The sequence below is a fragment of the Streptomyces lincolnensis genome (assembly GCF_001685355.1).
Lineage (GTDB): Bacteria > Actinomycetota > Actinomycetes > Streptomycetales > Streptomycetaceae > Streptomyces > Streptomyces lincolnensis.
Genome location: NZ_CP016438.1, coordinates 4,673,065 through 4,698,193 on the forward strand (window position 1 = coordinate 4,673,065; position 25,129 = coordinate 4,698,193).

Below are 25,129 nucleotides of genomic sequence, written 5' to 3' on the forward strand. Positions count from 1 at the left end.
CTGACGTCAGGGGTGCATCCGCGCCCCCTTCACCACCTTGTCCACCGCGTTCCGCGGCCCGTACACGGCCAGCCCCACCAGGTCCAGGTCCCCCGTCGGCACGGCCCGCACCGCCGCCCGGTTGTCGCGGTCGTTGCCCGTGGCGAACAGGTCACTCGTGAACACCGCGCGCGGGAGCGCGCGGGACAGCACGCGCGCGTGGGCCGTCGTCAGCGTCTCCTTCGTGCCCTGGAAGACCAGCACCGGCTGGCGGAACATCGGCAGGTAGGTCACGCCGTCGGCGTCCTCGTACGGCTCGCCGACCACCTCGGGGGCCTGCGTGCCCAGGCCGCTGACGAGGAACGCGGTGACGTTCAGGCGCTGCCAGGGCTCCAGGTCCTCGCGGAGCAGGACGGCGATCTTGGTGTCGAAACGGATGGGTTCGTCGCTCATACGTCGAGACTGCCGATCGGTGCCCGGTGTCGTCTTGTACGTTCTTTGCATGGTCACCCGGCAGGAAGTCACCGCCTGGCGCCCGGCCGTCCCGGGCGTCACCGAGGTCTTCCACGCCCACTTCACCGAGTACGCCTATCCGATGCACGTCCATGAGGCGTGGACGCTGCTCATCGTGGACGACGGGGCCGTGCGCTACGACCTGGACCGGCACGAGCACGGGACGCCGGGCGACACGGTGTCGCTGTTGCCGCCGCACGTCCCGCACAACGGCTCGCCCGTCACACCGGACGGCTTTCGCAAGCGGGTCGTCTACCTCGACGGCACGCATCTGGGCGACGACCTCATCGGGCCCGCCGTCGACGGTCCCGATCTGCGGGATCCCGTACTGCGGCGGCGGGTCGGGCAGATGCACACCGCGCTCGCGCGGCCGGGCGAGGAGCTGGAGGCCGAGAGCAGGCTGACGCTGATCGGCGACCGGCTGCGGGTGCTGCTGCGGCCCCGGCTGTACGCGCGGCCCGCGCGCCGGGACCCCGCACTCGCCGGGCGGCTGCGCGAGCTGCTGGACGAGCGGGTGGTCGAGGGGCTGTCGCTGGAGGAGGCCGCACGGGTCGTACGGGCTCATCCGGCCCATCTCGTACGGGCGTTCAGTACCGCGTACGGCATCGCTCCGCACCAGTATCTGAACGCCCGCCGCGTCGACCGGGCCCGGCGGCTGCTGCTGGCGGGGCGCGGGCCGGCGGATGTCGCCGCGCTCACCGGCTTCCACGACCAGGCCCATCTCACCCGGCACTTCCGGAAGTTGGTGGGGGTCACGCCGGGTCGGTACGCGAGATCCGCGGAAGGCGTCCGTCCGTGATCGGCGGCGGTTAGCGTCCTTTCCATGGAGGACACACAGACATCACCGGAACCACAGAAACCTGATATGTCGCCCGCAGCCGGCGTCCTGCGGCTCAGACGGGTCTCGACGGCCGTCGCCGGGGCGGCGGCCCTGATAGCCCTCAGTGTCGGCGGGGTCGCCCTCGCGGCGAGCTCCGACGAGGGGCCCACTCCCGTGCCGACCGAGGCGAGCGAGGTGCCCGTCCCACCGGACGGGGGCTCCGGGGGCACGAGCGGAGGCGGCGGGACCGGCGGTGCCGACCCGAGCCCGACCTTCACGGACCCCGACACGTCGACCGGCCCGGGCGAGCCCACCGACCCGGACGAGCCCACTGATCCCCAGCCGTCCGCACCGAGCGAGCTGGACGAGCTCAACCGGCGCATCACGGAACTGGACCGGAAGGTCGACGAGCTGCCGACGAAGAAGGAACTGGCCGACGCGCTGCGGGCCTTCGCCGACGAGCTGGACCGCGCGGACCAGCCGGGCGATCCCAGCGACGGGCCCCGGCCCACCGACGAACCCGGGCCCACCGACGGTCCGCGGCCGACCTCGTCGCTGCCCCCGGACCCCTCCTGATCGCGGATTCTGACCTCGGATCCTGATCGCGGATCCTGATCGCGGAGCGGAACTCCCGGGTCAGTCGGCCGACCGCTGGGTGAGGTGTGCGAACGCGTCCAGGTTGCGCGTCGACTCGCCCCGGGACACCCGCCACTCGTACTCCCTGCGGATGGCGGTCGCGAAGCCCAGTTCGAGGAGGGTGTTGAAGGCGCCGTCGGCCGCCTCCAGGACCTGGCCGAAGAGCCGGTCGAGCTCGTCGGCGGTGATGGAGGACAGGGGGAGCTTGGCGGTGACGTAGACGTCGCCGAGCGGGTCGACGGCGTAACTCACGCCGTACAGCCTGAGGTTGCGCTCCAGGAGCCAGCGGTGGACGCCGGACTCGTTCTCGTCGGGGTGGCGAACGACGAAGGCGTTCAGCGAGAGGGAGTGGCGGCCGACCAGGAGGGACACGGTCGTCGACAGTTTGCGGGTGCCGGGGAGCTTGACGACGTAGTTGCCGTCGGCAGGGCTCTCCCATTCGAGTTCGGCGTCCTTGAGGAAGCCCTCGATGACCTGTCCCGCCTTCTGCGTGTCACCCATGGTGGGAGCGTACGTGACGGCGGTGCGACTGGGTCGCGGCCGTGTAGACGTCGGCGGTGGCGGCGGCCGCGGTGTCCCAGCCGAAGAACTCGGCGTGCCGGGCGGCGGCCTCGCCCATGCGGGGCGCGAGCTCGGGGCTGTCGGCGAAGTCGCGCAGCACGCGCGCGTAGTCGGCGGGATTGTGCCCTCGTACGAGGAAACCGGTCTGCCCGTCGCGGACGGCGACCGGGAGTCCGCCGACCGCGGCCGCGAGCACGGGGGTGCCGGCCGCCTGCGCCTCTATGGCGACCAGTCCGAAGGACTCGCTGTACGACGGCATGACGAGCACGGAGGCGGCCCGGAACCAGTCGGCGAGCTGCTCCTGCCCGACGGGCGGGTGGAACCGTACGACGTCCGCGATACCGAGGCGGGAGGCCAGCTTCTGGAGGCCCTCCGGCTTGGCGAGGCCGCTGCCGCTGAGACCGCCGACGACCGGGACGAGGAGGCGGGAGCGCAGGTCGGGGCGTTCGTCCAGGAGGACCGCCACGGCGCGCAGGAGCACGTCGGGGGCCTTCAGGGGCTGGATGCGGCCCGCGAACAGCGGGATCAGGGCGTCCTGGGGCAGCCCGAGGCGGGCGCGGGCGGCCGCGCGGCCGTCGGCGGGGCGGAAGCGGTCGAGGTTCACGCCGGGGTGCACGACCGCGACCTTGTCGGGGTCGGCGGCGTAGTGCCGTACGAGTTCGTCGCGCTCCTCGGCGGTGTTGGCGATGAGGCGGTCCGCTGCGGCGACGATCTGGGTCTCGCCGATGACACGGGCGGCGGGCTCGGGGGTGTCGCCGTCGGCCAGGTTGGCGTTCTTGACCTTGGCCATGGTGTGCATGGCGTGCACCAGGGGGGTGCCCCAGCGCTGGGCGGCGAGCCAGCCGACGTGGCCGGAAAGCCAGTAGTGCGAGTGCACCAGGTCGTAGTAGCCGGGGCGGTGGCCCGCCCACGCCTGCATCACGCCGTGCGTGAAGGCGCACAGCTGCGCGGGCAGCTCCTCCTTGGCCAGGCCCTCGTACGGGCCGGCGTCGACATGCCGGACGAGGACGCCCGGGGCGAGCTCGACCGAGTGCGGGAGTCCGCCGGTGGTCGCCCGCGTGAAGATCTCCACCTCGATGTTGATCGCGGCGAGGCGCTGGGCGAGCTCCACGATGTAGACGTTCATGCCGCCCGCGTCGCCGGTGCCCGGCTGGTGCAGCGGCGAGGTGTGCACGGAGAGCATGGCGACGCGGCGGGGGCGGCGGTGCAGGCGCAGCCGGGGGGTGGCGGCCTGGGAGCGACGCTGGAGCCTGCTGACGTACTGGCTCACGTGGCGTTCCTCCTTGCTGCGGGCATGCCGGGCGGAGGGTGTGGGGCGCCCTCCAAGGGTGTCCAACATCGGAGGGAGGGGTTCCCATTCCGGGCGCGGGGGTTTTTGCCTAGGCATTACCCCTGGTCGCTCAACCGTTCGAGGGGAGGGTGCGTTGACGTTGACGGAGTGGGGAGGGGTGGTGGCCTCGCCTACGCGGTCTCGCCTACGGCGGCTGTCGGGAGCAGGCTGGAGGTATGACCGACTACGGCAATCTGCCCGAGGTGGTGTCACGCGAGGAGTGGCACGCCGCCCGTCAGGAGCTGCTGGCCAGGGAGAAGGAGCTGACCCGGGCGCGCGACCGGGTCAACGCGGAGCGGCGGCGGCTGCCGATGGTCCGCGTCGACAAGCCCTACCGCTTCTCTGGCCCCACGGGTTCCGTGAGCCTGCTCGACCTGTTCGAGGGGCGGCCCCAGCTGGTCCTGCACCACTTCATGTGGACCTACGACATCGACGCCGACGGTGTCGAACACCCCCGTGACACCGGCTGCTCCAGCTGCTCCTCCGCGGCCGACACCATCGCCGGGCTCCGGCAGCTGCACGCCCGCCGCACGACACTCGCCGCGGTGTCGCGTGCTCCGTACCCGAAGCTCGCCGCGTACCGCGCGCGGATGGGGTGGACCTTTCCCTGGTACTCCTCGGCCGGCGACGACTTCAACTACGACTTCCACGCGACCGTCGACGAACGTGTCGCCCCTGTGCGGGTCTTCGACCGCGACGAGGCCGAACTCGCCGCGGCGGGAATGCCCTGGTCACCGGAGCTGCGCGGCGACTGGCCGGGCATCAGCGCGTTCCTGCGCGTGGGGGACGAGGTCTTCCACACCTACTCCGCGTTCGGCCGCGGTATCGAACACTTCCACTACAACATCCCCTACCTCGACCTCACCGCCCTCGGCCGCCAGGAGCACTGGGAGGAACCGAAGGACCGCGCGCGACCGCTCGGGCGGGAGGTGGGCGGGGCGGGCATACGGCTGCCGGATGAGTACGGGTAGGGGTGGCGGTTGTGGGCGTCTGATGCCTCGCGGCGCGCTGTGCGGGTCCGGTGGGGGCGTGTGTAGCGCCCACGGTTGTGGGGTGGGTCGGGGCCGGGGCGGGGGGTCTCCGTCCTCGGTCCGGCGGTGCTGTGTCTTCTAGCTGTGCTGCGTGTTGGACGCCGGCCGCTGCGGGCGGACACCCCCCGCCCCGTCCCCTTACCGCCGTGGGCGGCTGAGACGCCCACGGTCCGGAGGGTGCCTCATGCCCGACGGCGACTTCCGCTTTCCAGGGGCGCGGGGAACTGCGCGACCAGCCACAACAAACCCGCACCCGCCATACGACCGAACAAGACACCCCAAACGTCGAAACCCGCACAGCCGGCCCTACGGCAACCACGGCTCCCCTAGGGGCGCGGGGAACTGCGCGACCAGCCACAACGAACCCGCAGCCGCCACACGACAGCACACCGCACCCCGCAAAGCGCACGGCCACATACCCTCATAGACATGACCCCCCGCGCCGCCACTCGCCCCGTTGGCACGGTCACGCGTGGGACCACGAATCCGAACCGGCTGAGAAGGATGGACCGCTGGATCGCGGCGACGCATGGGGCAGAGCTGCGTCGGGCCGTGGATCCCGTGGCCGTGGATCTGGGGTACGGGGCAGCGCCCTGGACGGCAGTCGAGCTGCTGGCCCGGTTGCGCGTCGCGGCGCCGCACACGCGTGTGGTCGGTGTGGAGATCGAACCGGCCAGGGTCGCGGCGGCGAGGCCGTACGAGCGGGACGGGCTCGTGTTCCGGCACGGCGGGTTCGAGATCCCGGTCGAGGGGCGGCCGTGTCTCGTCAGGGCCGCCAACGTGCTGCGTCAGTACGACGAGGACGAGGTCGTCGGTGTATGGGAGCGGTTGTGTGCCCGGCTGGCTCCGGCCGGGCAGGGATCGCGGGGCGGGCTGCTTGTCGAGGGGACCTGCGATGAGATCGGGCGGCGGCATGTGTGGGTCGCGCTCGGGCCCGAGGGGCCGCGCACGGTGACCTTCGCGACGCGGCTGGGGTCGTTGGAGCGCCCCACGGATCTCGCCGAGCGGCTGCCGAAGGCGCTCATCCACCGCAATGTGCCCGGCGAACCGGTGCACGCCTTTCTGCGCGACTTCGACCGCGCTTGGGCGGCCGCCGCTCCCTATGCCTCCTACGGCGCGCGCCAGCGCTGGATCCGGGCGGTGCGGGACCTGGCGGCCGACTGGCCGGTGACGGACGGGCCGGTGCGCTGGCGGCAGGGTGAAGTGACGGTGGCGTGGGAGGCGTTGGCACCGCGGGTGTGACCGTTGGGAACGATCTCGGTGAGTCGTTCGTCACACAGGCGGGGAGATCGTCATGCCGGGGGCGGGAGGAGGGGAGGAACCGAGCATTGAGAGCCACGACCTCTGTCGTTTTGCGTACATACGTGACACGATCCCCCCGGCGTCCGTAAGTTACTGACGGTAAATCAGATTCATCGGCTTTGGGGGCAAGCTATGGGTGCGGGCAAGCGCGGGCTGATCACAGCGGCCGTGACCCTGGTCTGCGCGGTCACCGCACTGGCGGCACCGGGCACGGCGTTCGCGGCACCGACCCCGACGCCCACGCCGACCACTTCACCGGGCCCCGCGTCGGTCACCACCCCGACTCCTCTGCCCGACAAGGACCTTGAGGCCGTACGCCAGAAGCTGGACGACCTCTATCACGACGCGGCCGTCGCCACGGACGCGTACAACGCCGCCGAGGAGAAGGCCGAGACGCAGTCGGCCCAGATCGTCGCGCTGGCCAAGAAGATCGTCGAGGGCAGGGAGAAGCTCGACCGGCTGAAGGACCGCGCCGGTGCCGCGGCCCGCGCCCAGTACCGCAGCGGCGGGCTGCCGGACGAGGCGCAGTTGATGCTCAGCGACGATCCGCAACAGTTTCTCGACGGTGCGGGCCGGGTGCTCCAGGGGCAGCGCGGCACCAAGGCGCTGATCGGGGAAATGACCCGCACCCAGCAGGACTTGGAGCAGTACGCGAGGGACGCTTCCGCCCAGTGGCAGAAGCTGGAGGAGAACCGCAAGGCCAAGGCGAAGGCCCAGAAGCGGATCGAGAAGCAGATCGCGGCGGCCGAGAAGCTCGAGAACCAGCTGGAGAAGGAGGAGAAGGAACGCCTCGCCGAGCTGGAACGGCAGGCCGCGCTCAAGGCCCAGACCGCCTGGCTCGGCTCCGGCGTCCTCGACGACATCAGCGGCAAGGCCTCCACCCAGGGCGAGAAGGCCGTGAAGTACGCCACGGAACAGATGGGCAAGCCCTACGAGTGGGGCGCCGAGGGCCCGACGTCGTACGACTGCTCCGGGCTGACCTCCCAGGCCTGGGCGAGCGCCGGCAGCGTCATCCCGCGCACCTCGCAACAGCAGTGGCAGCAGTTGAAGCGCGTCGCCGTGAAGGACATGCGCCCCGGCGACCTCGTCATCTACTTCGGCGACGCCAGCCATGTCGCGATGTACATAGGGGACGGCGCGATCGTGCACGCCCCGCGTCCGGGGCGGACCGTGACGGTCGCGGGGGCGGGGTCGATGCCGATCCTCGGGGTGGTCCGCCCGGACGCGTGACGGTGGGCGGGCGCCACGGCGCTGGGTCGGTGGTGGCCCGGACCACACGGATCCGGGCGGCTGTGACCCGTGCCATGTGACTCAGGGCACGCCCAACCGGCCCGCAAACCCGTGCCGGACGTGACCTTCGTCATCCCCGGACCGTTGCCGACCTGTCCAACTGCGGTACGGATCACGGCATATGACAGCGGCCAGGGTCGATGATGCGTGCCGTACACCATTCCGTTGCGGCGCCGACTACCGCTATGGTCCCCGTCGGTAGGTCGAGACCCCTCGCCCTACCGTGCCCTCGGGGGGAGGGAAGGAACCCAAGACAATGCCCGTACCCGTACCGCGGCAGAGAGCGATCCCGGCCGTGGAGAGTGGTCAGGCGCAGGCCGCGTTCCCAGGCAGCGGCCCTTCTCAGGAAGGGGCCCGGCGCACGGAAGCCCCTGACACCGACGTCCCGTGCACGGAAACTCCGGCCGGGGACTCCACGGCCGAGCGGATCAGCCCTGCTGCCGCCACAGCCACAACTACAGCCACATCTGTCACCGGCCCGACCGGCGCCCCTGTCGCGGCCGGTCCCGCCGGTGTGCCCGCGCCGGCCGGTGCCCACACCACGCTGACCCTGCTGGTCATCGAGGACGATCCGGGCGGCTCCACGGTCGTGCCCGAGCTGCGGGACTCGGCCGGCAAGCCGATCCGCGTCCGCACGGCCCGCAACCTGACCGAGGCCGAGCGGCTGCTCACCGACGACGTCCACTGCATCCTGCTGGACCTCGCGCTGCCCTCCCCCGGCCGCGTCGAGGACAACGACGACGAGCTCGCCGTACTCCGTCAGGTGCTGGAGCTCGCGCCCCGGCACGCCGTGCTCGCGCTCACCGCGTCCGGGGACGCCGAGCGCGGCACCGAGGCGGTGCGGGTGGGCGCCCAGGACTACCTGTTCCGCGACGAGCTGGACGGGCGGCTGCTGAGCCGGGCGATCCGCTACGCGGTGGAGCGGAAGCGTTCCGACACGGCCGAGCGGCGACTCGCCGAGGGCCGGGTGCGTGCCCAGGAGAACCGGCGCCTGGAGCGCGGCCTGCTGCCCACGCCCCTGCTGGACGGCTCCTCGCTCCACTTCGCCGCCCGCTACCGCCCGGGCCGCTCCCGCGCCCTGCTCGGCGGTGACTTCTACGACACCGTGCGCACGCCCGACGGCACGGTCCACGCCATGATCGGCGACGTCTGCGGGCACGGCCCGGACGAGGCGGCCCTCGGTGTGGAGCTGCGCATCGCCTGGCGTGCGCTGACGCTGGCGGGCCTGTGCGGCGACGAGCTGCTCGGCACCCTTCAGCAGGTGCTGGAGCACGAGCGCTCCGACGACGAGATCTTCGCGACGCTGTGCACGGTGGACATCGCGCCCGACGGCCGCCGCGCGGGCCTGTGCCTCGCCGGGCACCCGGCCCCGCTGATCGCCCGCCCGGGCCGGCCGGCCCGGCTGCTGCCGTACGACAACAACGGCCCGGCGCTCGGGCTGCTGCCCGGGGCGCGCTGGCCGCGGATGCAGGTGGAGCTGGGCCGCGAGTGGAGCCTGATGCTCTACACCGACGGTCTGATCGAGGGCCGCGTCGGCGACAGCGGCGAGCGGCTCGGCCAGGACGGCATGGTGGAGATGGTGCGGCGGCAGCTGGCCGAGGGCCTGCGGGGCGAGCAGCTGCTGCGGGCCGCGGTGAACGAGGTGCGTGAGCTCAACGGGGGCGAGCTGACGGACGACGTGGCGGTGGTGTTGCTGGACCGGGTGGCCTGACCTGAACCGGGTGGCCTGACCTGAGCGGACTCCCGCCGTTCAGCTGCTGCGTTCTCGGCGGGATTGTCCTTCGCGAGGGCGCGAGGGCGCGAGGGCGCGGGGGCGCGGGGGCGTCCTTCGTGGGCTCGCTCAGCGTCCGCCGTTGTACGGGCCGTAGGGGCCGTCGCTGCTCGAACCCCGCCTGCTGCGGCCGCCGCCCGGAAGGCTGCGGATGGCCGGTCGTACGTCGACCATGTACACGATCGTCGCGATGAGACCGATGATCGGCAGGAACGACAGGATCGGGAAGATCAGGTTCACCACGAAGGCGATCCCGAGGATGATCAGCCAGAAGGGCTTGGTCTTCTTGTCGGCCGCGCGGTAGGCGTCCTCGCGGCGCGTGACGGCGTCCAGCAGCGCGAAGGCGCTGAACACGATCAGAGCCATGCTCAGCAGCCACATGAAGTTTGCGAAGCCCTGCATCAGCACTACGTCCACCACCCGAGTCGGCTCGTCCCTACGCGGTCACCGTACCCGTCCGGCAGGACCGCTACCCGGACAACGGGCCGGGCACTCCTGGAGTGCCCGGCCCGGCCGTGTACCGCGACGCCTTACTTGGCGGGCGGCGTCGTCTTCTTGGCGGTGGTCTTGCGGGCGGCCGGCGCCTTCTTCGCGACGGGCTTCTTCGCGGGGGCGGGCGCGGGCGCGGCCTTGGCCTCGGCGGGCTTCGGCTCGGCCTTGACCTCGACCGGCTGCGGGGCCGGCTCCGGGTTCGGCTCGACCGCGACGGCCAGCTCCTCGATCTCCTCGGCGGCCTCGCCGCGCCAGGTCTTCACGGTCTGCTCGCCGTGCTCGGCGACCTTCTCGTAGGTCTCACGGGCCTTGACGGCGTACTCGGCGGCGACGCCGACGCTGCGCAGGGCGAAGTCCTGGGCGCTCTCGCCGAGCTTCTTCAGGTCCGCGTCGAGGGTGCTGCCGAGCTTCTTGAGGTCACCGTCGAGGGTGCCGATGAACTCGCCGACCTTGGTCTGGATGCTCTCCTGAGCCTCCTTGGCACGGTCGGCGGCCTCCTTGGCACGCGCCTGGGCCTTCTCCTGGACGGCCTTGGGGTCGGTGTTGCGAACGGCCTCGATACGGGCCGGGGCCTCGGCGCGCAGCTGCTCCACCAGGCCGGGCACCTTCTTGGCCTGCTGAAGAGCCAGGTCGGCGGTACCGGCGGCGAAATAGAGCGGAGTCGGGTCGCTGAGGGTCTTGCGCAGGTCGTCGGTGATGGCCATGGTGATGGTCCTCCCGGATTCTCTTTCGGCTGAGGGTTTTGGGGTCCGCAGTCGGGCGGCCGGTGCCCTGGTCCGGCTCAACTGGCCGTCTGCTGCGGGTCGGCGTCGCCGCCGTCGTTCCTACCGGCCTTGTCGCTCTGGTCGGCCCGGTCGTTCTTCTCGGTCCTACGGGTACGGCGCGTGGTGGCGGGCTCGCCCCCACTCGCCGTAGGGCTGCCGCTCGCGACGGTGTCGTCCGCGGCGGGGTCGCTCACAGCCGTACCGCCGCCGTCCCAGGTGTCCGCCGTGCTCATGGTGGCGATCTCGAACCCGTTCTCCTTGCGGAAGGACTCGTAGATCTGGAGCAGCACCTGCTTCTGCCGCTCGTTCAGCGTGGGATCGGCGAGGATGACGGCACGTGTCTCCACCTCGTCCCGGTCCCGCTCGGCGTCGAGGATGCCGGCCCGCACGTACAGCGTCTCCGCGGAGATCCGCAGCGCCTTGGCGACCTGCTGGAGCACCTCCGCGCTCGGCTTGCGCAGCCCGCGCTCGATCTGGCTCAGATACGGATTGGACACCCCGGCGGCATCGGCGAGCTGCCTGAGCGACAGCTGCGCGTTGCGCCGCTGCTCGCGCAGGTACTCACCGAGATTGCCGACGTTGAGCGTTGCCATGCCCCCACCTTGCACCATCCCCGCTAACTATTGCAAGCAGCCGCTTGCAAAAGTGCGCTATGCCACGTGTGACCGAGCGAAGGTCGAGTGTCCGGTCTCGCTGAAGGTGAGGCAGTCCCGCTCGGTCCGAGGTATCTGCACGGGTGCCTCGGACCGAGCGGGACACCGCGCAGGTCACCAATCACCTGACGCAGGGGAGTTGCCGCGTGAGGTCATGACTGACGCCTGGATGCCCCACTTTCAGCGAGACGGGCCCGCCCGGAGGGCCTCGCTCAAAGCGAGGCATCCAGGTCAAGGCGTCGCCGCGCCTCAGATCCAGCGGGATCGGACATCGAGTGGCTGGATCTTCTGGAGAGCGGGAGCCGCCTCGCCCGCCCCACTACTGTGGCTCCGCATGACCGACTCCGAGATCGAGATCACCGCAGACCTGGTCCGCGAGTTGTTGCGGGAGCAGCATCCGGACCTGGCGGGGCTGGCCATTCGTGAGGTGGCGGGCGGCTGGGGCAACCAAATGTGGCGGCTCGGGGACGAGTTGGCCGTACGCATGCAGCGTATGACCCCCACCCCGGAGCTCCAGCTCAAGGAGCGCCGATGGCTGCCCGTCCTGGCCCCGCGCCTGCCGCTCCCGGTGCCGACCCCGGTGCGGAACGGTGAACCGTCCGCGCGCTTCCCCAAGCACTGGACCGTGATGACGTGGGTTCCCGGCGAGCCGCTGGACCACGCCCCGATCAGCCGCGGTGACCACGCGGCCGACACTCTGGCGGGTTTCCTCAGGGCGCTCCATGTGGAGGCGCCCGCCGACGCGCCCAGCATGTCGGACCGCGGCGGTCACCCCAAGGAGTGCACGGAGGGCTTCGAGAGGTTCTTGCAAGCCGTTGACCCTGGCGCCATCGCCGCCGACGACGTCCGGGCCGTCTGGGACGACGCCGTAGCGGCACCCGAGTGGGAGGGCCCGCCGGTTTGGCTGCACGGCGACCTCCATCCCGCGAACGTCGTGGTCACGGACGGGACGCTCTCGGGTGTGATCGATTTCGACTCCATATTCGCCGACGATCCGGCGTGGGACCTCGCGGCCGCGTGGGTGCTCCTTCCCTCGGGCGCCGCCTCACGGTTCTTCGACGCGTACGCGCATGCGGACGAGGCGACGATCCGGCGCGCCCGCGGGCTGGCTGCCATGAAAAGCCTGTTCCTCATGCTCATGGGCCAGGCCGGAGACCGGGGCCTTCCCGGCGGCAAGCCGACATGGGGACCCGCCGGCCGGGCAGCGCTCGACCGCGTTCTGGCAGACGGTCTGACGTAGACATGACGCTGACGGAGCGGTGGACGTCCCGAGTTCTCCTGGTGGACGACGATGACCGACTACTGCTGCTGTGCGGTCGTGATCCGCGCAGTCCGGGGGCGAGATGGTGGTTCACCGTCGGTGGCGGCGTCGAGGAAGGCGAGGACTACCTCCAGGCCGCTGTGCGCGAGGTGTGGGAGGAGACGGCTCTGTCACTTCCTGTCGGGCGGTTGAGCCCCGTCGTCTGGACCCGGCAGGCGATCTTCAGCGTCGACGGCCGGGGCTTTGACCAGTACGAGGAATACCGTCTTGCCCGTGTCGCCCCACATGAGGCGCGCGCGATGAACATCCGGACGGAAGAGGCCCTTTACGGGCATCGCTGGTGGTCGATCACGGAACTGGCCGGCACCACGGAGACCGTTCGGCCGAAGAAGATGGCTTCTCTCCTGCCGGACCTGCTGGCGACCGTCCAACTCGACCGATGGCCTGTGCCTGTGCCTGTGCATCTGGGCGATTTCAACGAAGACACTGATCCGGAGTAGGGCTCGCACATGGTTCGGGAGTGGCGAGCGACAAGACCGACTACACCCGACTACACCGCCTCAAGCGCCACCGAGCAATTGCCGCAGGAGGTCAACGACGAGGTCGGGCTGTCCTACGAACGGGGAGTGGCCCGTCTGCCACTCGCGCACGTCGGTGCAGCGCGAGGCCATCCTCCGTTGCAGCCCCGGGTCGATGGCCCGGTCCTGCGCGCAGACGACGTAGGTGGAGGGGGTGTGCTTCCAGCTGTGGTGCTCCGGGACTCCTCGCCCGCAGCCGGGGGCTTGCGCACGCAGGAGGCCGACCGCCCGGGCGGCAAGGGGTTCGGGACAGTCGCCGTAGAGGGTGTCGACAGCCAGGTCGGGGTGCAGGCTGGTCGAGCCGTCGGGCTCGGGGGTGATCGCGTCCTGGAGCCGCGGGGACGCCCCGCCCAGACTGGTCGCGCTCTCGCCGGCGTCCGGTACGAAGGCCGCCAGATAGACCAGGTGTCCCGCTCCGCGCACCCCGGTGATCACTGATCCGCCGTAGGAGTGACCGAGCACGAGCGGAGGCTCGTGCAGCGAGTCGATGGCCGCCTGGACCGCTGCCGTGTCGTCGGGCAATGAGCCCCGGTGGAGCTCGGGAACGACAACGTGGGTTCCCGCGGTCCGCAAGCGGTCTGCCACTACGTCGAAGTGCTCGGGACGGTGATACAGGCCGTGAACGAGCACCACGGCGGCCAATTCGCCCGCCTCCTCAGGTCGGCGACAGGCCAGTGAGCCTAGCGCCGGGACGCCACGCATCTCACACCCGACCAGGCCGCGCCGCGGATCGGGGAGGCCGTCAAGGGCTGAGGCAAGAGCTGAGGCATGGGCTGGGTCGAGGGCTGGCCGAGGGCTGAGCCAAGGCGCCGAGTCGAGGGCTGGGCCGAGCGGCCGCGCCGCTCTGGGATAGCGTCCCTCTGACTCCGGACGAGTGAGAGGGACGTCGTGCAGGTTCAGGTGCGGGAGTGGGGCGTCCGCCGGTGGGTCGCGTTCGGGCTGATCGCGTTCGGGTCGGTGTTCTTGATCATCGGACTGATCCTGACGGGGAAGTCGATCTCGCTCCTGGCGGACGCACAGCGCGCCAAGGGCACGGTGGTGGCGCTGGAGTGGCGGGACGACGACAGCAACGGGGGCGTGTCCCGCAGGACGAGGGTGCCCGACAAGCCCTCGGCGTACCCGGTGGTCGAGTTCACCTCGGCGGACGGCGCGCACAGGACGTTCCGGAGCACCACGGGCTCCAATCCGCCCTCGTACGAGAAGGGCGACCAGGTCGAGGTGCTGTACCGCGCCGACTCCCCCGAGGACGCGGAGATCAACGGGTTCGCCTCGCTGTGGCTGCTGCCACTGATCTTCGGCGGGCTCGGGCTGGTGATCGCGGGGATCGGGACGGCCGTCGCGATGGTGGGGCGCCGGCGTTCCTAGGCGCCTGTCACACGCCTGATTCCCGCCCTGATTCCACGGCATCGAAAGCCTGTTCGGGCCGCCGCGCGACGAACACGACCTCCTTGCCGGGCCGGTCGGGTGCGTCACGGACGCCCTCCACGACGTACCCCTGGGCGACCAGCTCCGTCTCGACCTCGCGCCGCTCGCGGAACCGCAGGGTCGACTCCGAGGTCAGCACCCGACCGTCCGCGGCGAAGACGTAGGTCCAGCGGAACGTCACGAGCGGGCCGGTCACCTCGATCACGTCGACCCAGGTCTCCACGGGGCCGACGCCGGGGATCTCGGTCACGGCGTACGACGTCTCGCGGTCCCACTCCTCCCACGCGCGCCGGGCCGGGTCGCGGGTCTCGAAGACCAGGCGCCCGCCAGGCCGCAGGGCGCCGTAGGCACCCCGCAGGGTCTGCCGCCACGCCTCCGGGTCGGTGATCTGCTGGGCGGCGTTCGCCGTCATGGTCGCCAGGTCGACGCGGAGCGGTGGCAGCGCCGTCGCGTCCCCGTGGATCCAGCGCACCCGTTCGCCGCCGGGCTTGGCGGCGGCCACATCGAGGGAGGCCCGGGCGGGATCGACGCCTACGACCTCGACGCCCCGGCCGGCCAGGAGGAGCGCGAGGATCCCGGTCCCGCAGCCGATGTCCAGCACCCGGCGGGCCCCGAACTCCTCGGTCATGCGGACGTACGCCTCGAGATCGGCGCGGTCCGGTTCGAGCGCGTCGTAGATCGCGGCGAGCCGTGGATGCCCGAAGCACTCGTCAGCCATGGGCCGACGGTACGGGGGACGCGGGCACGGACTCGAACCAAAATGACGTGACTGGTTGCCTAAAAGCTTTAGGCATGGGCATAATCGACTCAGGTGAATAGGAGGGTTGTTATGGTGCGTGCGGGACTGACCCCGGAGCGTCTGACCCACGCGGGGGCGGAGCTGGCGGACGAGGTCGGCTTCGAGGAGGTGACCGTCTCGGAGGTCGCCCGGCGGTTCGACGTCAAGGTCGCGAGCCTGTACTCGCACGTGAGGAACTCACGTGACCTCAAGGCCAGAATCGCGCTGCTCTCCCTGGAGGAACTCGCCGACCGGGCCGCCGACGCCCTGGCCGGGCGGGCCGGCAAGGACGCCCTGATCGCCCTGGCCGACGTCTACCGCGACTACGCCCGGGAGCATCCCGGCCGTTACGCCGCGGCCCAGTTCAGACTCACCCCCGCGGAGGCCGCCGCCAGCGCGGGCATCAGACATTCCCAGATGACACGCGCCCTCCTGCGTGGCTACGACCTGCCGGAGCCGGACCAGACCCACGCGGTCCGCCTGCTGGGCAGCGTCTTCCACGGCTACGTCGACCTGGAACTGGCGGGCGGGTTCAGCCACAGCGCCCCCGACTCGCAGGAGAGCTGGTCACGGATCCTCGACGCCCTCGACACCCTGCTGCGGAACTGGTCCGCGGTGCCACCGGAAGGAGCCCGGGAGAAATGAACACCGACCACCAGAACACCGGCCACCACTGGATCACCACGCCCGTCACCGCGGAGCTCCTGCGCGGCGCCCTCGACGTGGAGCGCACCGAGGACGGTGTCCTGCCGCACCGGCTGCCGGCCTGGGCGCGCGCCCAGTGTCCCGACCCGCAGCTGGCCATGGCGGAGTCCCAGCCGTCAGGCGTACGACTGGCCTTCCGCAGCCGGACCACCGCCGTGGAGCTGGACACACGGCCCACCAAGCGCGTCTATGTGGGTGCCCCGCCCCGGCCGGACGGTGTGTACGACCTGCTCGTCGACGGCCGCCCGGCCGGCCGGGGCAGCGTGAGCGGCGGCCACACCCTGACCATCGACATGGCCGCAGGGACGGCCGAGCACCGGTCCGGGCCGGCCGGCACCCGCCGTTTCACGGGTCTGCCCGAGGGCGCCAAGGACATCGAGATCTGGCTGCCGCACAACGAGACCACCGAGCTCATCGCCCTGCGCACCGACGCCCCCGTCGAACCCGCCCGGGATCCGGGCCGCAGGGTGTGGCTGCACCACGGCAGCTCGATCAGCCACGGCTCCGACGCCGCGAGCCCCACCACCACTTGGCCCGCCCTCGCCGCCTCCCTCGGCGGTGTGGAACTGATCAACCTGGGCCTGGCCGGCAGCGCCCTGCTCGACCCGTTCACCGCGCGCACCCTGCGCGACACCCCCGCCGACCTGATCAGCGTCAAGATCGGCCTCAACCTGGTCAACGCCGATCTGATGCGCCTGCGCGCCTTCGGCCCGGCTGTCCACGGCTTCCTCGACACCATCCGCGAGGGGCACCCCACCACTCCCCTGCTGGTCGTCTCGCCCATCCTGTGCCCCATCCACGAGGACACACCCGGCCCCAGCGCCCCGGACTTCAGCGCCATCAGCTCCGGGCGGCTGCGGTTCGTGGCCATGGGCGATCCGGCGGAACGCGCGAGCGGGAAACTCACCCTGGGCGTCATACGGGACGAGCTGTCCCGCATCGTGAAGCAGCGGGCGTCCGACGACCCCCACCTCCACCACCTCGACGGCCGCGACCTCTACGGCGAGGCCGACGCCGCGGAACTCCCCCTCCCCGACGACCTCCACCCGGACGCCGCCACCCACCGCCGCATGGGCGAACGCTTCGCCGGGTTGGTGTTCTCCGGCCAAGGACCCTTCGGCGAGGGCGACTTCAGGGACGGCAGTGCCGGCATGGCCGGGTGACTCGGACGTCCGAGGTGGGCGCAGGTCGGAGGTGGGTGTGGGTCCGAGGTGGGCGTGGGTCCGAGGTGGGCGTGGGTCCGAGGTGGGCGCAGGTCCGGCTTCCGCTCAGCGCTGCCGGGTCGGGCGGATGACCAGTTCGTTGATGTCCACGCCGGGCGGCTGCGCGATCGCGTAGGAGATGGCGTCGGCTATGGCGTCCGGCGGGATGGAGTCGGCTCGGTAGGTCCGCATCGCGTCCCGTGCGAGCGGGTCACTGATGGAGTCGGCCAGTTCGGACTCCACGACACCGGGGGACACCGTGGTGACGCGGATGCTCGGGTCGAGTTCGAGGCGCAGGCCCTCGGTGACGGCCCAGGCGGCGTACTTCGTGGCGCAGTAGACCGCGGCCGTCGGCACCACCTGGTGGGCGCCGATGGAGGCGACGGTGACGAAGTGGCCGCCTCCCTGCTCCTGGAAGTGCGGCAGGGCGGCGGCGATGCCGTGCAGCAGACCGCGCACGTTGACGTCGATCATCCGGTCCCACTCGTCGGTGAGCAGGGCGTCCAGCCGGGACAGTGGCATCACTCCGGCGTTGTTGACGACGACGTCGATCCGGCCGTGCCGCTCGACGGCGGCGTCCGCGAAAGCGACGACGTCCTCGCGGTCGGTCACGTCGAGGCGGTGCACGTCGGCCTTGCCGCCCGCGGTCTCGATCTCCCGCGCGATCTCCGCCAGGCGGTCCTCGCGGCGGGCGCCCAGGACCACCTGGTGGCCCTCGCGGGCGAGCCGGAGCGCGGTGGCCCGGCCGATGCCGCTGCTCGCGCCGGTGATCAGAACGGTTTTGGAACGGGTGGTATCAGAAGGGGTGGTATCGGAAGGGGTGATGGCGGAAGCCGGTGTGGTGGTCATGCGGTCTTCTCCTCGGTGGCGGGGTAGTCGGCGCTGAGTGTGAGATCGCGCCAGGTGTCGAAGGTGGTCCTGAGCGTGTCGAGGCGGGCCGAGGCGATGTCGTAGGCGACCTGGCCGAGCAGCAGCCGCAGGGGCGGGGCGTCCGCGCCCACGGCCGTGATGATCGCTTCGGCGGCACGTGCCGGGTCGCCGGGCTGGCGGCCGTAGGTGGCGAGGGTGGCCGCGCGTCGGGCGCCGGCGGTATCGGTGTAGTCGTCGATGCGGATCCGCGACTGGCGCATGGAGGGGCCGGACCAGTTCGTGCGGAACGCGCCCGGTTCCACGAGCGTCACCCCGATGCCCAGCGGACCGACCTCGGCGGCCAGTGACTCGGAGAGACCCTCCACGGCGAACTTGGTGGCGTGGTAGTAGCCGGTGGCGCCGAACGCGGCCAGGCCGCCGAGCGAGGAGACGTTGACGATGTGGCCGCTGCGGCGGGCGCGCATGCCCGGCAGGACCGCCTTGGTGACCGCAGCCAGCCCGAACAGGTTGGTGTCGAACAATGCGCGGACCTGCTCGTCCTCTCCCTCCTCCACGGCGGCCAGGTAGCCGTAGCCGGCGTTGTTGACCAGTACGTCGATGTGACCGAAGGCGGCTTCCGCCTGCTCGACGGCCCGCTCCGTCTGCTCCGAAACGGTCACGTCGAGCGCCAGGGGCAGGGCCCGGCCGGGGTGCTCGGCGGCGAGATCGGCCACCTGTCCGGCGTCTCGGGCGGTGACGACGGCTCGCAGGCCGCGTTCCAGGACGGCGGTGGCCAGGGCCCGGCCGAGGCCGGTCGAGCAGCCGGTGATGAACCAGACGGGGGTGGTGGGGGTGGGGGTGTCGTGGGTGGGGGTCTCGTGGACGGTCATGGCGTGGTGCCTCTCCGAGGGGAGCTCTCTTGCCGGGGGTGCGTGGTGTGTGGGGGGGGCCGTCGTGCGGGCACTTGCGGGCACGACGGCATGGCGCGGCGGCGTCCGACGCGCGGGGATGTGGAGATCAGGGGGTGGAGGTCAGGTGGGTGGAGGTCAGGAAGTGGGGACCCGGATCCGGGGATCAGGAGGTGGGACCGGGAAGCCGAGCTGTCAGACCGTGTCGGGGTCCGCCGGAGGCCGGTGCGGCGAGTGTCGTGCGGGCTCTTGCGGGGCGGGCTGCCCCGGTCGCCGTCGCCGGACCTCTTCGGCGGAAGCACCGTCGTCGGCCGTGTAGCTGCCGAGCAGGGACAGTGCCTGTTCGGAGGGGCTGCCCGGGTCGGCGTGGTAGACGACGAGTTGCTGGCCGGGGGCGCTGTTCACGGTCAACGACTCGTAATGCAGGGTCAGTTCACCGACGACGGGGTGGCGGAAGCGTTTGGTCTCGTGGGTCTTCTGGCGGATGTCGTGACGGGCCCACAGCCGACGGAAGGTCTCGCTCTTGAGCGACAGTTCACCGACCACCTCGACGAGGCGGGGATCGTCGAGGTCGGTGCCGACGGCCGCGCGCAGACCGCCGACGGTGCTGGCCGCGACCCGGTCCCAGTCCGGGTAGAAGTCACGCGCGTCGGGGTCGAGGAAGACCAGCCGGACCAGGTCGTCGCGGTAGGTGTGGCCGTCGAAGAGGGCGGTGCCGAGGGCGTTGGCGGCCAGTACGGCGAGACAGCGGTCGAGCACCACGACGGGTGTCCGGGGCCAGGCCGCCATCATGTTGAGCAGGTGCGGGCTGACGCGCTCGCGCCGGGCGGCCGGGCGTCGCCTCCGGGGTGTCGGGAGCGCGAGCCGGTGCAGGTGTGCGACCGCGTCCTCCTCCAGCTCCAGCGCCCGGGCCAGCGCCTCGACCACCTGGACCGACGGATGGCGCTCGCGCCCCTGCTCCAGCCGCACGTAGTAGTCGGTGCTCACACCGGCGAGCTGCGCGACCTCCTCGCGGCGCAGCCCGGCCACGCGGCGGCGGCCGTCCGCCCGGATACCGAGGTCCTCCGGCCGGAGCCGCTCGCGGCGGGCCCGCAGGAACTGCCCCAGCAGGTTCTCGGTGTCGGTGTCCATGCCCACGAGGCTAGGCCGGACACCCCACCCGGCACGAGCTCCCAGGGTGGCCGGGACACTCCTACCCTCACCACCTGCGCCCTCACCCCCTCGTCCGCCGAACCCACGCCTCCAGCGCGACGAAGTCGGCCTCGGTGAGACCGCACCGGGGATCCACACGGTGGAGCAGGGCCGGTGCGGGGTGGTGGGAAGCCACCCATGCCCGGTCGGCGGCGGTGATCTCGTCGTCGACCCAGACGAACGGCCGGTCGGCGGCCCGGGCGAGGAGGGGCCGGGTCTTCCAGTGGAGCCCGACCGCCCCCGTGTCACCGTCTGCCTCGCCCCCGCCCCCGACTCCGCCCTTGTCCCCGCCCTCGTCCTCGTCCTCGTCCGGCCAGTCCACCAAGGGCAGCGCAGGCAGTCCGAGCCACGGGGCCAGACAGGTGTTGGCGTCGTCCATCCAGGTCGTGGCCCACACTAACTCACAGCCCAGCGCCCCCAGCCGAGCACCCAGCGCCGGATCGACACGGGGCAGCAGCGGGTGGGCGCCGGCCTGCTCGGGCAGGGCGAAGCGTGCCTCGTACTCCGGGTACGGGTGGGCCGCGCCGAAGGGAAGGAGTGTGCCGTCGACGTCGAGAAAGAGCAGCATCACGGCCCAGGATGCCGCAGGACGCCCCAGCACATCGCAGATCAGCCCCGGAACCCACCCCTGGCCAGGATCTCGTCGATCCGGGATCGATGGGCGGCCTCCCAGTCGTCCAGCGTCTCGGTGGCCTCCTTGGCGAGCTTGGTGCGGGCGGCGGTGAGGGTGTCGGTGCGGTGGGCGGCGGGGACGGTGACGACGCCTTCCTCGTCGGCGACGACGATGTCGCCGGGGGCGACGGTCACCCCGCCGCAGCGGACGGGTTCACCGAGGGGGGCCACGGCGGCCTTGGTGCCGGGGATCGGGATGATTCCGCGGGCGTAGACGGGGAAGCGCAGGTCGCGTACCTCGGCGAGGTCGCGGATCAGACCGTCGGCGACGAAGCCGGCGATGCCCCGGCGCTGCGCCACGGCACAGACGTTGCCGCCGGCGAGCGCGTAGTCCAGGTCGCCGGACTCGACCACGACGACCGAGCCGGGCTCGGCGCGGTGGATCGCCGCGTGCAGCATGAGGTTGTCGCCGGGAGGGCACCGTACGGTGAACGCGGGCCCGGCGATCCGGGGCACCGGCCCCCACAACGGCCGTATCCCGATGTCCATGACCTGCTCACGGCCCAGCAGATCGGCCAGGGTGGTCGTGGGAATGTCCAGAAACTCGGTGGCTTCGATCATGCCGAGGACGCTACCGTCCCGTGCCATGACTGCCGGGTCGGCCTTGTGCCGTGAGCGAGTTGGGTGCCCGGCCTCTGAGTGAGGCCGGGGTGGGCCAGGGGCCCGCCCTCTCTCTGTGCCGCTTCGAAAGGAAACCAGCGACCACAGAGAGAAAGAAGAAGACAGCGTGCCCAACCCGTTCAATGATCAGATCATCGATGAGTTCCGCGCCCACAAGGGCCGCGTGGGCGGCTGGCTCGAAGGCGCCCGTCTGATCCTGCTCACCACCACCGGCGCCCGTACCGGCACCCCGCACACCACTCCCGTCGGCTACCTCCCCGACGGCGGCGACCGGATCCTCGTCATCGCCTCGGCGGCCGGCGCGCCGAAGCACCCGCACTGGTACGGCAACCTCCTCGCGCATCCCCGGGTCACCGTGGAGACCGGCGCGTTCACCTATGAGGCACGGGCCGAGGTGCTCACCGGCGAGGAACGCGACCAGGCGTTCGCCCGGGCCGTGGAGGCGGAACCCGGCTGGGCGGAGTACCAGCGCAAGACGGACCGGGTGATCCCTGTGGTCGCCCTGCACGAGATCGCCCAGGGCGGCCCGCCGAACATCAACGCGGGCTCCTTCGGCGAGGCGATCAAGGTCGTCCACGACGCCTTCCGTCATGAACTCGCCCAGATCCGCAAGGAGATGAGCACCGGCACCTCGACGCTCGGCGCCCAGCTCCGCGTCAACTGCCTGACGTTCTGCCAGGGCCTGCACAACCACCACACCGGCGAGGACATCGGCATGTTCCCCGTCCTCGCCGACCGCCACCCGGAGGCCGCCCCCGCGCTGGCGCGGCTGCGCGAGGAGCACGAGCGGATCGCGGCCCTCGCCGAGGACCTGCGCCGCGCCGTCACCGCCGAGGACACCGACCGGGCCACCGCCCGCGCGGAGGTCGAGCGCCTCACGACCGAGCTGGAGGCCCATCTGACGTACGAGGAGGAGCAGTTGATCCCGCTGCTCGACACGGTCGCCTGACGGGCGGGGCGGCCGGCGCGCGCCCTCCTCTCCCGCCTCTCCCGCCTGAACGGCAACCGCTCAGAACGGCAACGGCCGCCCGTGCACCACCTCCAGCCGGGACACCGCCCGCGTCAGCACCACGTACAGCCGGTGCAGGCCCCGCGCCTCCGACTCCGCGATCGCGGCGGGTTCGACGGCGACGACATGGTCGTACTCGAGTCCCTTGACCAGGCTCGCGGGGACGAGGTTCACACGGGCGGCCGGCTGGTCCGGCCCCGCCGCGGCGATTCCGGCCGCGGCGAGGGCGGCCGCCACCCGGTCCGTGTCCGCGTCCGCCGTGACGACCCCGACGGACCCCTCGCGCGCCAGGGCGTCCCGTACGGCGGCCACGACCGCGTCCGGGACCTCCGCCACCGCCGTCTCGCGGAACCTCAGCTCCCCGTCCCCGCGCAGGGAGCGTCCGGCCGGTACCTCCACGTCCAGCCGCGCCAGCAGCCGGTTGGCGAGCGCCACGACGGCCGCCGGCACCCGGAATCCGATGGTCAGCGGCACCACGGCAGCGTCCGGCTTCCCCAGGTGCCGCAGGACCGTGTCCCACGACCGCGCCGCCCACGGAGTGGTCCCCTGGGCCAGGTCGCCGAGCACGGTGAGCGAACCGAAGGACGCGCGCCGCGCGATGGCCCGGCACTCCATCGGGGAGAGGTCCTGCGCCTCGTCGACGACGAGATGGCCGTACCCCTCGGGATGCTCGATCAGCCCGGCGGCCTCGTCGAGGAGCACCAGGTCGGCGGCCGACCACCGCGCCGACTTCCACGACCGCGGCGGCCTCGGCCACAGCAGCGCCTTGCGCTCGTCGGCGTCCAGCACTCCCTCGGCGGCGGACGCCAACGCCCGTTCGTCACTGAGGAGTTCGGCCACCACCTCCTCCGGCCGCACCCGCGGCCACACGGCGTCGACGTACTCCTTGACCGCCCGCGCCCGCGAGACCCTCTGCACCCAGGCGCTGTTCTGCGGCCCGGCCCGCCGCTCGGCCTGCATCTGCACGCTCCGCACCACCCGGCTGCGCACCCGCTCCCGCCCGACGCCGTACGGCGGTTCCTCGGCACGTACGTCGGCCACGATCCGCGCGAGCTGCCCGACGTCGACCCGCCACCGGTACGAACCGTCGGGAACCTCGACGGCGTCGACCGGACCGCCGTCCGACACCCGTGCGTACAGCGCCCGCCGCAGTACCTGAGCCATCCGCGCGTCGTGCTTGACGACGGCCGTCCGCTCCTCGTCGACCCCCTTGACCGGGTGCCGCGCGATCTCCTCCTGGAGCGTCGACTGCCGTACGCCGGTCTCGCCGAGGGCGGGCAGCACCTCCGAGATGTAGGTCAGGAAGGTCCGGTTGGGGCCGAGGATGAGCAGGCCGCCGCGACGGATGCGCTGTGGGTGGGTGTAGAGCAGATAGGCGGCCCGGTGCAGCCCGACGGCGGTCTTCCCGGTGCCCGGAGCGCCCTGCACGCAGACGGACACGCCCAGATCTCCTCGTACGAGATCGTCCTGCTCGGGCTGGATGGTCGCGGCGATGTCCCGCATGGGGCCGACGCGGGGCCGCTCGATCTCCTGGGTGACGATGTCGCTGACGCGCGACTCCCCCTGGGCGAGGTGCTCGTCCTCCATCCCGGTGAGGTCGGCGGAGTCCCCCCGGCTGCCGGGCGCCCACCCGAACCGCCGCCGTACGGCCACGCCCTGCGGATCCCGGGCGCTGGCCTGGTAGAAGGCCCGGGAGACGGGCGCCCGCCAGTCCACGACGAGCGGCGGGGCGGCGGGATGCTCGCTGATCCGCAGCCGTCCGACGTGGTAGCTCTGCCCGGAGTGGTCCCCGGCGTCGTCCGTGAAGTCCAACCGCCCGAAGAACAACGGCCCTTGGGGCAGCTCCCGCATCTCCTTGGCCCGGCTCCGCAACCGATACCCGAGCACTTCGGCGTCGGCTCCGGAGGCCGAGACGTCCTCGCCGGTCACGACGTGTTCCTGGGCGCCGTCGACCATGGCGGCGAGGGCGGCGCGGCAGAGGGCGTGGTGGGCGCGTTCGCGGTGGAGGGCTTCCTGGAGTGCTGACGTCATTCTAAGGAGGATACCGGAATGACGTAACCGAGTTAAATAATTTACTCGGTAACGCTCTCCGTCCCACCGAGATACGGCAGCCCCGCCTCCAACAGCCCGAAGGCCCGCCGCGCGGCCGCCTCCGCGTCCGCCCGCACCTCCTCCACCCGCTCCCCGTCCGCGATCCGCCGCCAGTTCTCCTCCGCGAGAATCCGCTGTACGGCGATGATCTGCCCGGCGGCCAGCCGCGCGTCCAGCCCACCACCGAGCGCCTCTGCCAACGCGGCCTCCGACCGCTCCAGATAGCCGTACAGCCGCGCCACCAGCGCCGGAGTGCCGTACAGCAGCGAATGAAAGGCGAGGACCCCGGGGTGACCATTCAGCCCAGTGACGGGATCCCCCTGCGCCAGCCCCTCCAGAAACCGCCGCCGCAACGCCCGCAACGGCGCCTCGTCCGAGCCCCTGACGACCCGCGCTGCCTCGTCCTCGTGATCGGCGAACCGGTACAGCACGAGGTCCTCCTTGGACGGGAAGTACCGGAACAACGTCGGCTTCGAGATCTCCGCCGCGGCCGCCACCTCGGCCACGGACACCGCGTCGAAGCCCTTCTCCAGGAACAACCCGATCGCGATCTCCGACACGACCTCGTACATCCGCTGCTTCTTGCGCTCACGCAGCCCGATCTCAGCCATGTCTGTGAGCCTACGCAGCCCGGCACGGTCACCGCGCTCGGCCCGGGCGCCCCGCAGGAGTGGCGCGGCCGACGCGTGGCCTCCTT

27 protein-coding genes are annotated in these 25,129 nt (G+C 71.6%); 12 read left to right on the top strand and 15 right to left on the bottom strand.

From position 1 onward, the window contains the following. Positions 1-6: 6 nt before the first annotated feature. Entirely contained in the window at positions 7-432 is a 426-nt protein-coding gene (locus SLINC_RS20660) for a DUF2000 domain-containing protein (protein ID WP_067435150.1), read from the bottom strand. A 49-nt stretch (positions 433-481) separates the two neighbouring features. Here SLINC_RS20660 and SLINC_RS20665 point away from each other — a divergent pair, with 49 nt between their 5' ends. Then, positions 482-1,291, top strand: coding sequence for a helix-turn-helix transcriptional regulator (locus SLINC_RS20665; RefSeq protein ID WP_067435153.1), 810 nt, complete (start codon positions 482-484; stop codon positions 1,289-1,291). 66 nt (positions 1,292-1,357) lie between these two features. Beyond that, positions 1,358-1,888 (top strand): hypothetical protein, encoded by a 531-nt coding sequence (locus tag SLINC_RS20670; RefSeq protein ID WP_067435156.1) that lies wholly within the window; start codon positions 1,358-1,360, stop codon positions 1,886-1,888. A 60-nt stretch (positions 1,889-1,948) separates the two neighbouring features. Here the strand turns inward: SLINC_RS20670 and SLINC_RS20675 are convergent, their stop codons facing one another. Next, positions 1,949-2,449, bottom strand: a complete 501-nt coding sequence (locus tag SLINC_RS20675) for a type III secretion system chaperone family protein (protein WP_067435159.1) — start codon at positions 2,447-2,449, stop codon at positions 1,949-1,951. Then, a complete protein-coding gene (gene mshA / locus SLINC_RS20680) occupies positions 2,442-3,779 on the bottom strand; it encodes a D-inositol-3-phosphate glycosyltransferase (protein WP_067435162.1) in 1,338 nt (445 codons plus the stop codon). The genes SLINC_RS20675 and mshA overlap by 8 nt, the downstream gene beginning before the upstream one ends. 236 nt (positions 3,780-4,015) lie before the next feature. On the opposite strand from mshA, the gene SLINC_RS20685 reads away from it, so the two are divergent. The 4 genes from SLINC_RS20685 to SLINC_RS20700 all read left to right on the top strand — a co-directional run bounded on the left by SLINC_RS20685 (position 4,016) and on the right by SLINC_RS20700 (position 9,173). Beyond that, positions 4,016-4,810, top strand: coding sequence for a DUF899 domain-containing protein (locus SLINC_RS20685; RefSeq protein WP_067435165.1), 795 nt, complete (start codon positions 4,016-4,018; stop codon positions 4,808-4,810). A gap of 489 nt (positions 4,811-5,299) precedes the next feature. Continuing rightward, entirely contained in the window at positions 5,300-6,112 is an 813-nt protein-coding gene (locus SLINC_RS20690; protein ID WP_067435168.1) for a methylase, read from the top strand. 192 nt (positions 6,113-6,304) lie between these two features. Continuing rightward, on the top strand, positions 6,305-7,402 hold the full coding sequence (locus SLINC_RS20695; protein ID WP_067435171.1) for a C40 family peptidase: 1,098 nt from the start codon (positions 6,305-6,307) through the stop codon (positions 7,400-7,402). Positions 7,403-7,718: 316 nt separating this feature from the next. Continuing rightward, entirely contained in the window at positions 7,719-9,173 is a 1,455-nt protein-coding gene (locus SLINC_RS20700; RefSeq protein WP_067435175.1) for a PP2C family protein-serine/threonine phosphatase, read from the top strand. 129 nt (positions 9,174-9,302) lie between these two features. On the opposite strand, the gene SLINC_RS20705 is transcribed toward SLINC_RS20700, so the two are convergent. The 3 genes from SLINC_RS20705 to SLINC_RS20715 form a co-directional block, all read right to left on the bottom strand. Next, positions 9,303-9,635, bottom strand: a complete 333-nt coding sequence (locus tag SLINC_RS20705; RefSeq protein WP_079165137.1) for a DUF2516 family protein — start codon at positions 9,633-9,635, stop codon at positions 9,303-9,305. Positions 9,636-9,763: 128 nt separating this feature from the next. Then, positions 9,764-10,429, bottom strand: coding sequence for a hypothetical protein (locus SLINC_RS20710; protein WP_067435178.1), 666 nt, complete (start codon positions 10,427-10,429; stop codon positions 9,764-9,766). Positions 10,430-10,506: 77 nt separating this feature from the next. Next, entirely contained in the window at positions 10,507-11,082 is a 576-nt protein-coding gene (locus SLINC_RS20715) for a helix-turn-helix domain-containing protein (RefSeq protein ID WP_067435181.1), read from the bottom strand. 394 nt (positions 11,083-11,476) lie between these two features. On the opposite strand from SLINC_RS20715, the gene SLINC_RS20720 reads away from it, so the two are divergent. Beyond that, complete coding sequence (locus tag SLINC_RS20720; RefSeq protein ID WP_067435184.1) at positions 11,477-12,382, top strand: aminoglycoside phosphotransferase family protein; 906 nt, start codon at positions 11,477-11,479, stop codon at positions 12,380-12,382. 41 nt (positions 12,383-12,423) lie between these two features. Continuing rightward, on the top strand, positions 12,424-12,903 hold the full coding sequence (locus SLINC_RS20725) for an NUDIX hydrolase (protein ID WP_237282001.1): 480 nt from the start codon (positions 12,424-12,426) through the stop codon (positions 12,901-12,903). Positions 12,904-12,963: 60 nt separating this feature from the next. Here the strand turns inward: SLINC_RS20725 and SLINC_RS20730 are convergent, their stop codons facing one another. Then, complete coding sequence (locus SLINC_RS20730) at positions 12,964-13,623, bottom strand: alpha/beta fold hydrolase (RefSeq protein WP_107406649.1); 660 nt, start codon at positions 13,621-13,623, stop codon at positions 12,964-12,966. A 246-nt stretch (positions 13,624-13,869) separates the two neighbouring features. On the opposite strand from SLINC_RS20730, the gene SLINC_RS20735 reads away from it, so the two are divergent. Continuing rightward, positions 13,870-14,346 (top strand): DUF3592 domain-containing protein, encoded by a 477-nt coding sequence (locus SLINC_RS20735; RefSeq protein ID WP_067435190.1) that lies wholly within the window; start codon positions 13,870-13,872, stop codon positions 14,344-14,346. Positions 14,347-14,353: 7 nt separating this feature from the next. On the opposite strand, the gene SLINC_RS20740 is transcribed toward SLINC_RS20735, so the two are convergent. Next, complete coding sequence (locus SLINC_RS20740) at positions 14,354-15,124, bottom strand: class I SAM-dependent methyltransferase (protein WP_067435193.1); 771 nt, start codon at positions 15,122-15,124, stop codon at positions 14,354-14,356. Between the two features lie 111 nt (positions 15,125-15,235). Here SLINC_RS20740 and SLINC_RS20745 point away from each other — a divergent pair, with 111 nt between their 5' ends. Then, positions 15,236-15,829: a TetR/AcrR family transcriptional regulator gene (locus SLINC_RS20745; protein ID WP_067435196.1), complete on the top strand. Its 594-nt coding sequence runs from the start codon at positions 15,236-15,238 to the stop codon at positions 15,827-15,829. Continuing rightward, the gene (locus SLINC_RS20750) at positions 15,826-17,052 is read left to right on the top strand and encodes a GDSL-type esterase/lipase family protein (protein WP_067435198.1); all 1,227 of its coding nucleotides are present in this window, start codon (positions 15,826-15,828) and stop codon (positions 17,050-17,052) included. The genes SLINC_RS20745 and SLINC_RS20750 overlap by 4 nt, the downstream gene beginning before the upstream one ends. 105 nt (positions 17,053-17,157) lie before the next feature. Here the strand turns inward: SLINC_RS20750 and SLINC_RS20755 are convergent, their stop codons facing one another. The 5 genes from SLINC_RS20755 to SLINC_RS20775 all read right to left on the bottom strand — a co-directional run bounded on the left by SLINC_RS20755 (position 17,158) and on the right by SLINC_RS20775 (position 21,272). After that, complete coding sequence (locus SLINC_RS20755) at positions 17,158-17,940, bottom strand: SDR family oxidoreductase (RefSeq protein ID WP_079164634.1); 783 nt, start codon at positions 17,938-17,940, stop codon at positions 17,158-17,160. Continuing rightward, a complete protein-coding gene (locus tag SLINC_RS20760; protein WP_067435201.1) occupies positions 17,937-18,830 on the bottom strand; it encodes an oxidoreductase in 894 nt (297 codons plus the stop codon). The genes SLINC_RS20755 and SLINC_RS20760 overlap by 4 nt, the downstream gene beginning before the upstream one ends. 213 nt (positions 18,831-19,043) lie before the next feature. Beyond that, positions 19,044-19,979 carry a helix-turn-helix transcriptional regulator gene (locus SLINC_RS20765; protein ID WP_079165138.1) on the bottom strand — a complete coding sequence of 312 codons (936 nt, stop codon included), beginning with the start codon at positions 19,977-19,979 and terminating at the stop codon, positions 19,044-19,046. An 82-nt stretch (positions 19,980-20,061) separates the two neighbouring features. Next, a complete protein-coding gene (locus SLINC_RS20770; RefSeq protein ID WP_067435204.1) occupies positions 20,062-20,607 on the bottom strand; it encodes an HAD domain-containing protein in 546 nt (181 codons plus the stop codon). Positions 20,608-20,648: 41 nt separating this feature from the next. After that, entirely contained in the window at positions 20,649-21,272 is a 624-nt protein-coding gene (locus SLINC_RS20775; RefSeq protein WP_067435207.1) for an RraA family protein, read from the bottom strand. Positions 21,273-21,438: 166 nt separating this feature from the next. On the opposite strand from SLINC_RS20775, the gene SLINC_RS20780 reads away from it, so the two are divergent. Beyond that, positions 21,439-22,281, top strand: coding sequence for a nitroreductase/quinone reductase family protein (locus SLINC_RS20780; protein ID WP_067435210.1), 843 nt, complete (start codon positions 21,439-21,441; stop codon positions 22,279-22,281). Positions 22,282-22,341: 60 nt separating this feature from the next. Here SLINC_RS20780 and SLINC_RS20785 read toward each other — a convergent pair whose 3' ends face one another. Both SLINC_RS20785 and SLINC_RS20790 read right to left on the bottom strand, forming a co-directional pair. Next, a complete protein-coding gene (locus tag SLINC_RS20785; RefSeq protein WP_067435213.1) occupies positions 22,342-24,372 on the bottom strand; it encodes a HelD family protein in 2,031 nt (676 codons plus the stop codon). A gap of 41 nt (positions 24,373-24,413) precedes the next feature. Further along, positions 24,414-25,043 carry a TetR/AcrR family transcriptional regulator gene (locus SLINC_RS20790; RefSeq protein ID WP_067435216.1) on the bottom strand — a complete coding sequence of 210 codons (630 nt, stop codon included), beginning with the start codon at positions 25,041-25,043 and terminating at the stop codon, positions 24,414-24,416. Positions 25,044-25,129 lie beyond the last annotated feature (86 nt).

What these genes read in the sequence shown, in the direction of transcription:
- SLINC_RS20660 (WP_067435150.1), bottom strand. Translation starts at nt 432, where the DNA reads ATGAGCGACGAACCCATCCGTTTCGACACCAAGATCGCCGTCCTGCTC.
- SLINC_RS20665 (WP_067435153.1), top strand. Translation starts at nt 482, where the DNA reads ATGGTCACCCGGCAGGAAGTCACCGCCTGGCGCCCGGCCGTCCCGGGC.
- SLINC_RS20670 (WP_067435156.1), top strand. Translation starts at nt 1,358, where the DNA reads ATGTCGCCCGCAGCCGGCGTCCTGCGGCTCAGACGGGTCTCGACGGCC.
- SLINC_RS20675 (WP_067435159.1), bottom strand. Translation starts at nt 2,449, where the DNA reads ATGGGTGACACGCAGAAGGCGGGACAGGTCATCGAGGGCTTCCTCAAG.
- SLINC_RS20685 (WP_067435165.1), top strand. Translation starts at nt 4,016, where the DNA reads ATGACCGACTACGGCAATCTGCCCGAGGTGGTGTCACGCGAGGAGTGG.
- SLINC_RS20690 (WP_067435168.1), top strand. Translation starts at nt 5,300, where the DNA reads ATGACCCCCCGCGCCGCCACTCGCCCCGTTGGCACGGTCACGCGTGGG.
- SLINC_RS20695 (WP_067435171.1), top strand. Translation starts at nt 6,305, where the DNA reads ATGGGTGCGGGCAAGCGCGGGCTGATCACAGCGGCCGTGACCCTGGTC.
- SLINC_RS20700 (WP_067435175.1), top strand. Translation starts at nt 7,719, where the DNA reads ATGCCCGTACCCGTACCGCGGCAGAGAGCGATCCCGGCCGTGGAGAGT.
- SLINC_RS20705 (WP_079165137.1), bottom strand. Translation starts at nt 9,635, where the DNA reads ATGCAGGGCTTCGCAAACTTCATGTGGCTGCTGAGCATGGCTCTGATC.
- SLINC_RS20710 (WP_067435178.1), bottom strand. Translation starts at nt 10,429, where the DNA reads ATGGCCATCACCGACGACCTGCGCAAGACCCTCAGCGACCCGACTCCG.
- SLINC_RS20715 (WP_067435181.1), bottom strand. Translation starts at nt 11,082, where the DNA reads ATGGCAACGCTCAACGTCGGCAATCTCGGTGAGTACCTGCGCGAGCAG.
- SLINC_RS20720 (WP_067435184.1), top strand. Translation starts at nt 11,477, where the DNA reads ATGACCGACTCCGAGATCGAGATCACCGCAGACCTGGTCCGCGAGTTG.
- SLINC_RS20740 (WP_067435193.1), bottom strand. Translation starts at nt 15,124, where the DNA reads ATGGCTGACGAGTGCTTCGGGCATCCACGGCTCGCCGCGATCTACGAC.
- SLINC_RS20745 (WP_067435196.1), top strand. Translation starts at nt 15,236, where the DNA reads ATGGTGCGTGCGGGACTGACCCCGGAGCGTCTGACCCACGCGGGGGCG.
- SLINC_RS20750 (WP_067435198.1), top strand. Translation starts at nt 15,826, where the DNA reads ATGAACACCGACCACCAGAACACCGGCCACCACTGGATCACCACGCCC.
- SLINC_RS20755 (WP_079164634.1), bottom strand. Translation starts at nt 17,940, where the DNA reads ATGACCACCACACCGGCTTCCGCCATCACCCCTTCCGATACCACCCCT.
- SLINC_RS20760 (WP_067435201.1), bottom strand. Translation starts at nt 18,830, where the DNA reads ATGACCGTCCACGAGACCCCCACCCACGACACCCCCACCCCCACCACC.
- SLINC_RS20765 (WP_079165138.1), bottom strand. Translation starts at nt 19,979, where the DNA reads ATGGACACCGACACCGAGAACCTGCTGGGGCAGTTCCTGCGGGCCCGC.
- SLINC_RS20770 (WP_067435204.1), bottom strand. Translation starts at nt 20,607, where the DNA reads ATGCTGCTCTTTCTCGACGTCGACGGCACACTCCTTCCCTTCGGCGCG.
- SLINC_RS20775 (WP_067435207.1), bottom strand. Translation starts at nt 21,272, where the DNA reads ATGATCGAAGCCACCGAGTTTCTGGACATTCCCACGACCACCCTGGCC.
- SLINC_RS20785 (WP_067435213.1), bottom strand. Translation starts at nt 24,372, where the DNA reads ATGACGTCAGCACTCCAGGAAGCCCTCCACCGCGAACGCGCCCACCAC.
- SLINC_RS20790 (WP_067435216.1), bottom strand. Translation starts at nt 25,043, where the DNA reads ATGGCTGAGATCGGGCTGCGTGAGCGCAAGAAGCAGCGGATGTACGAG.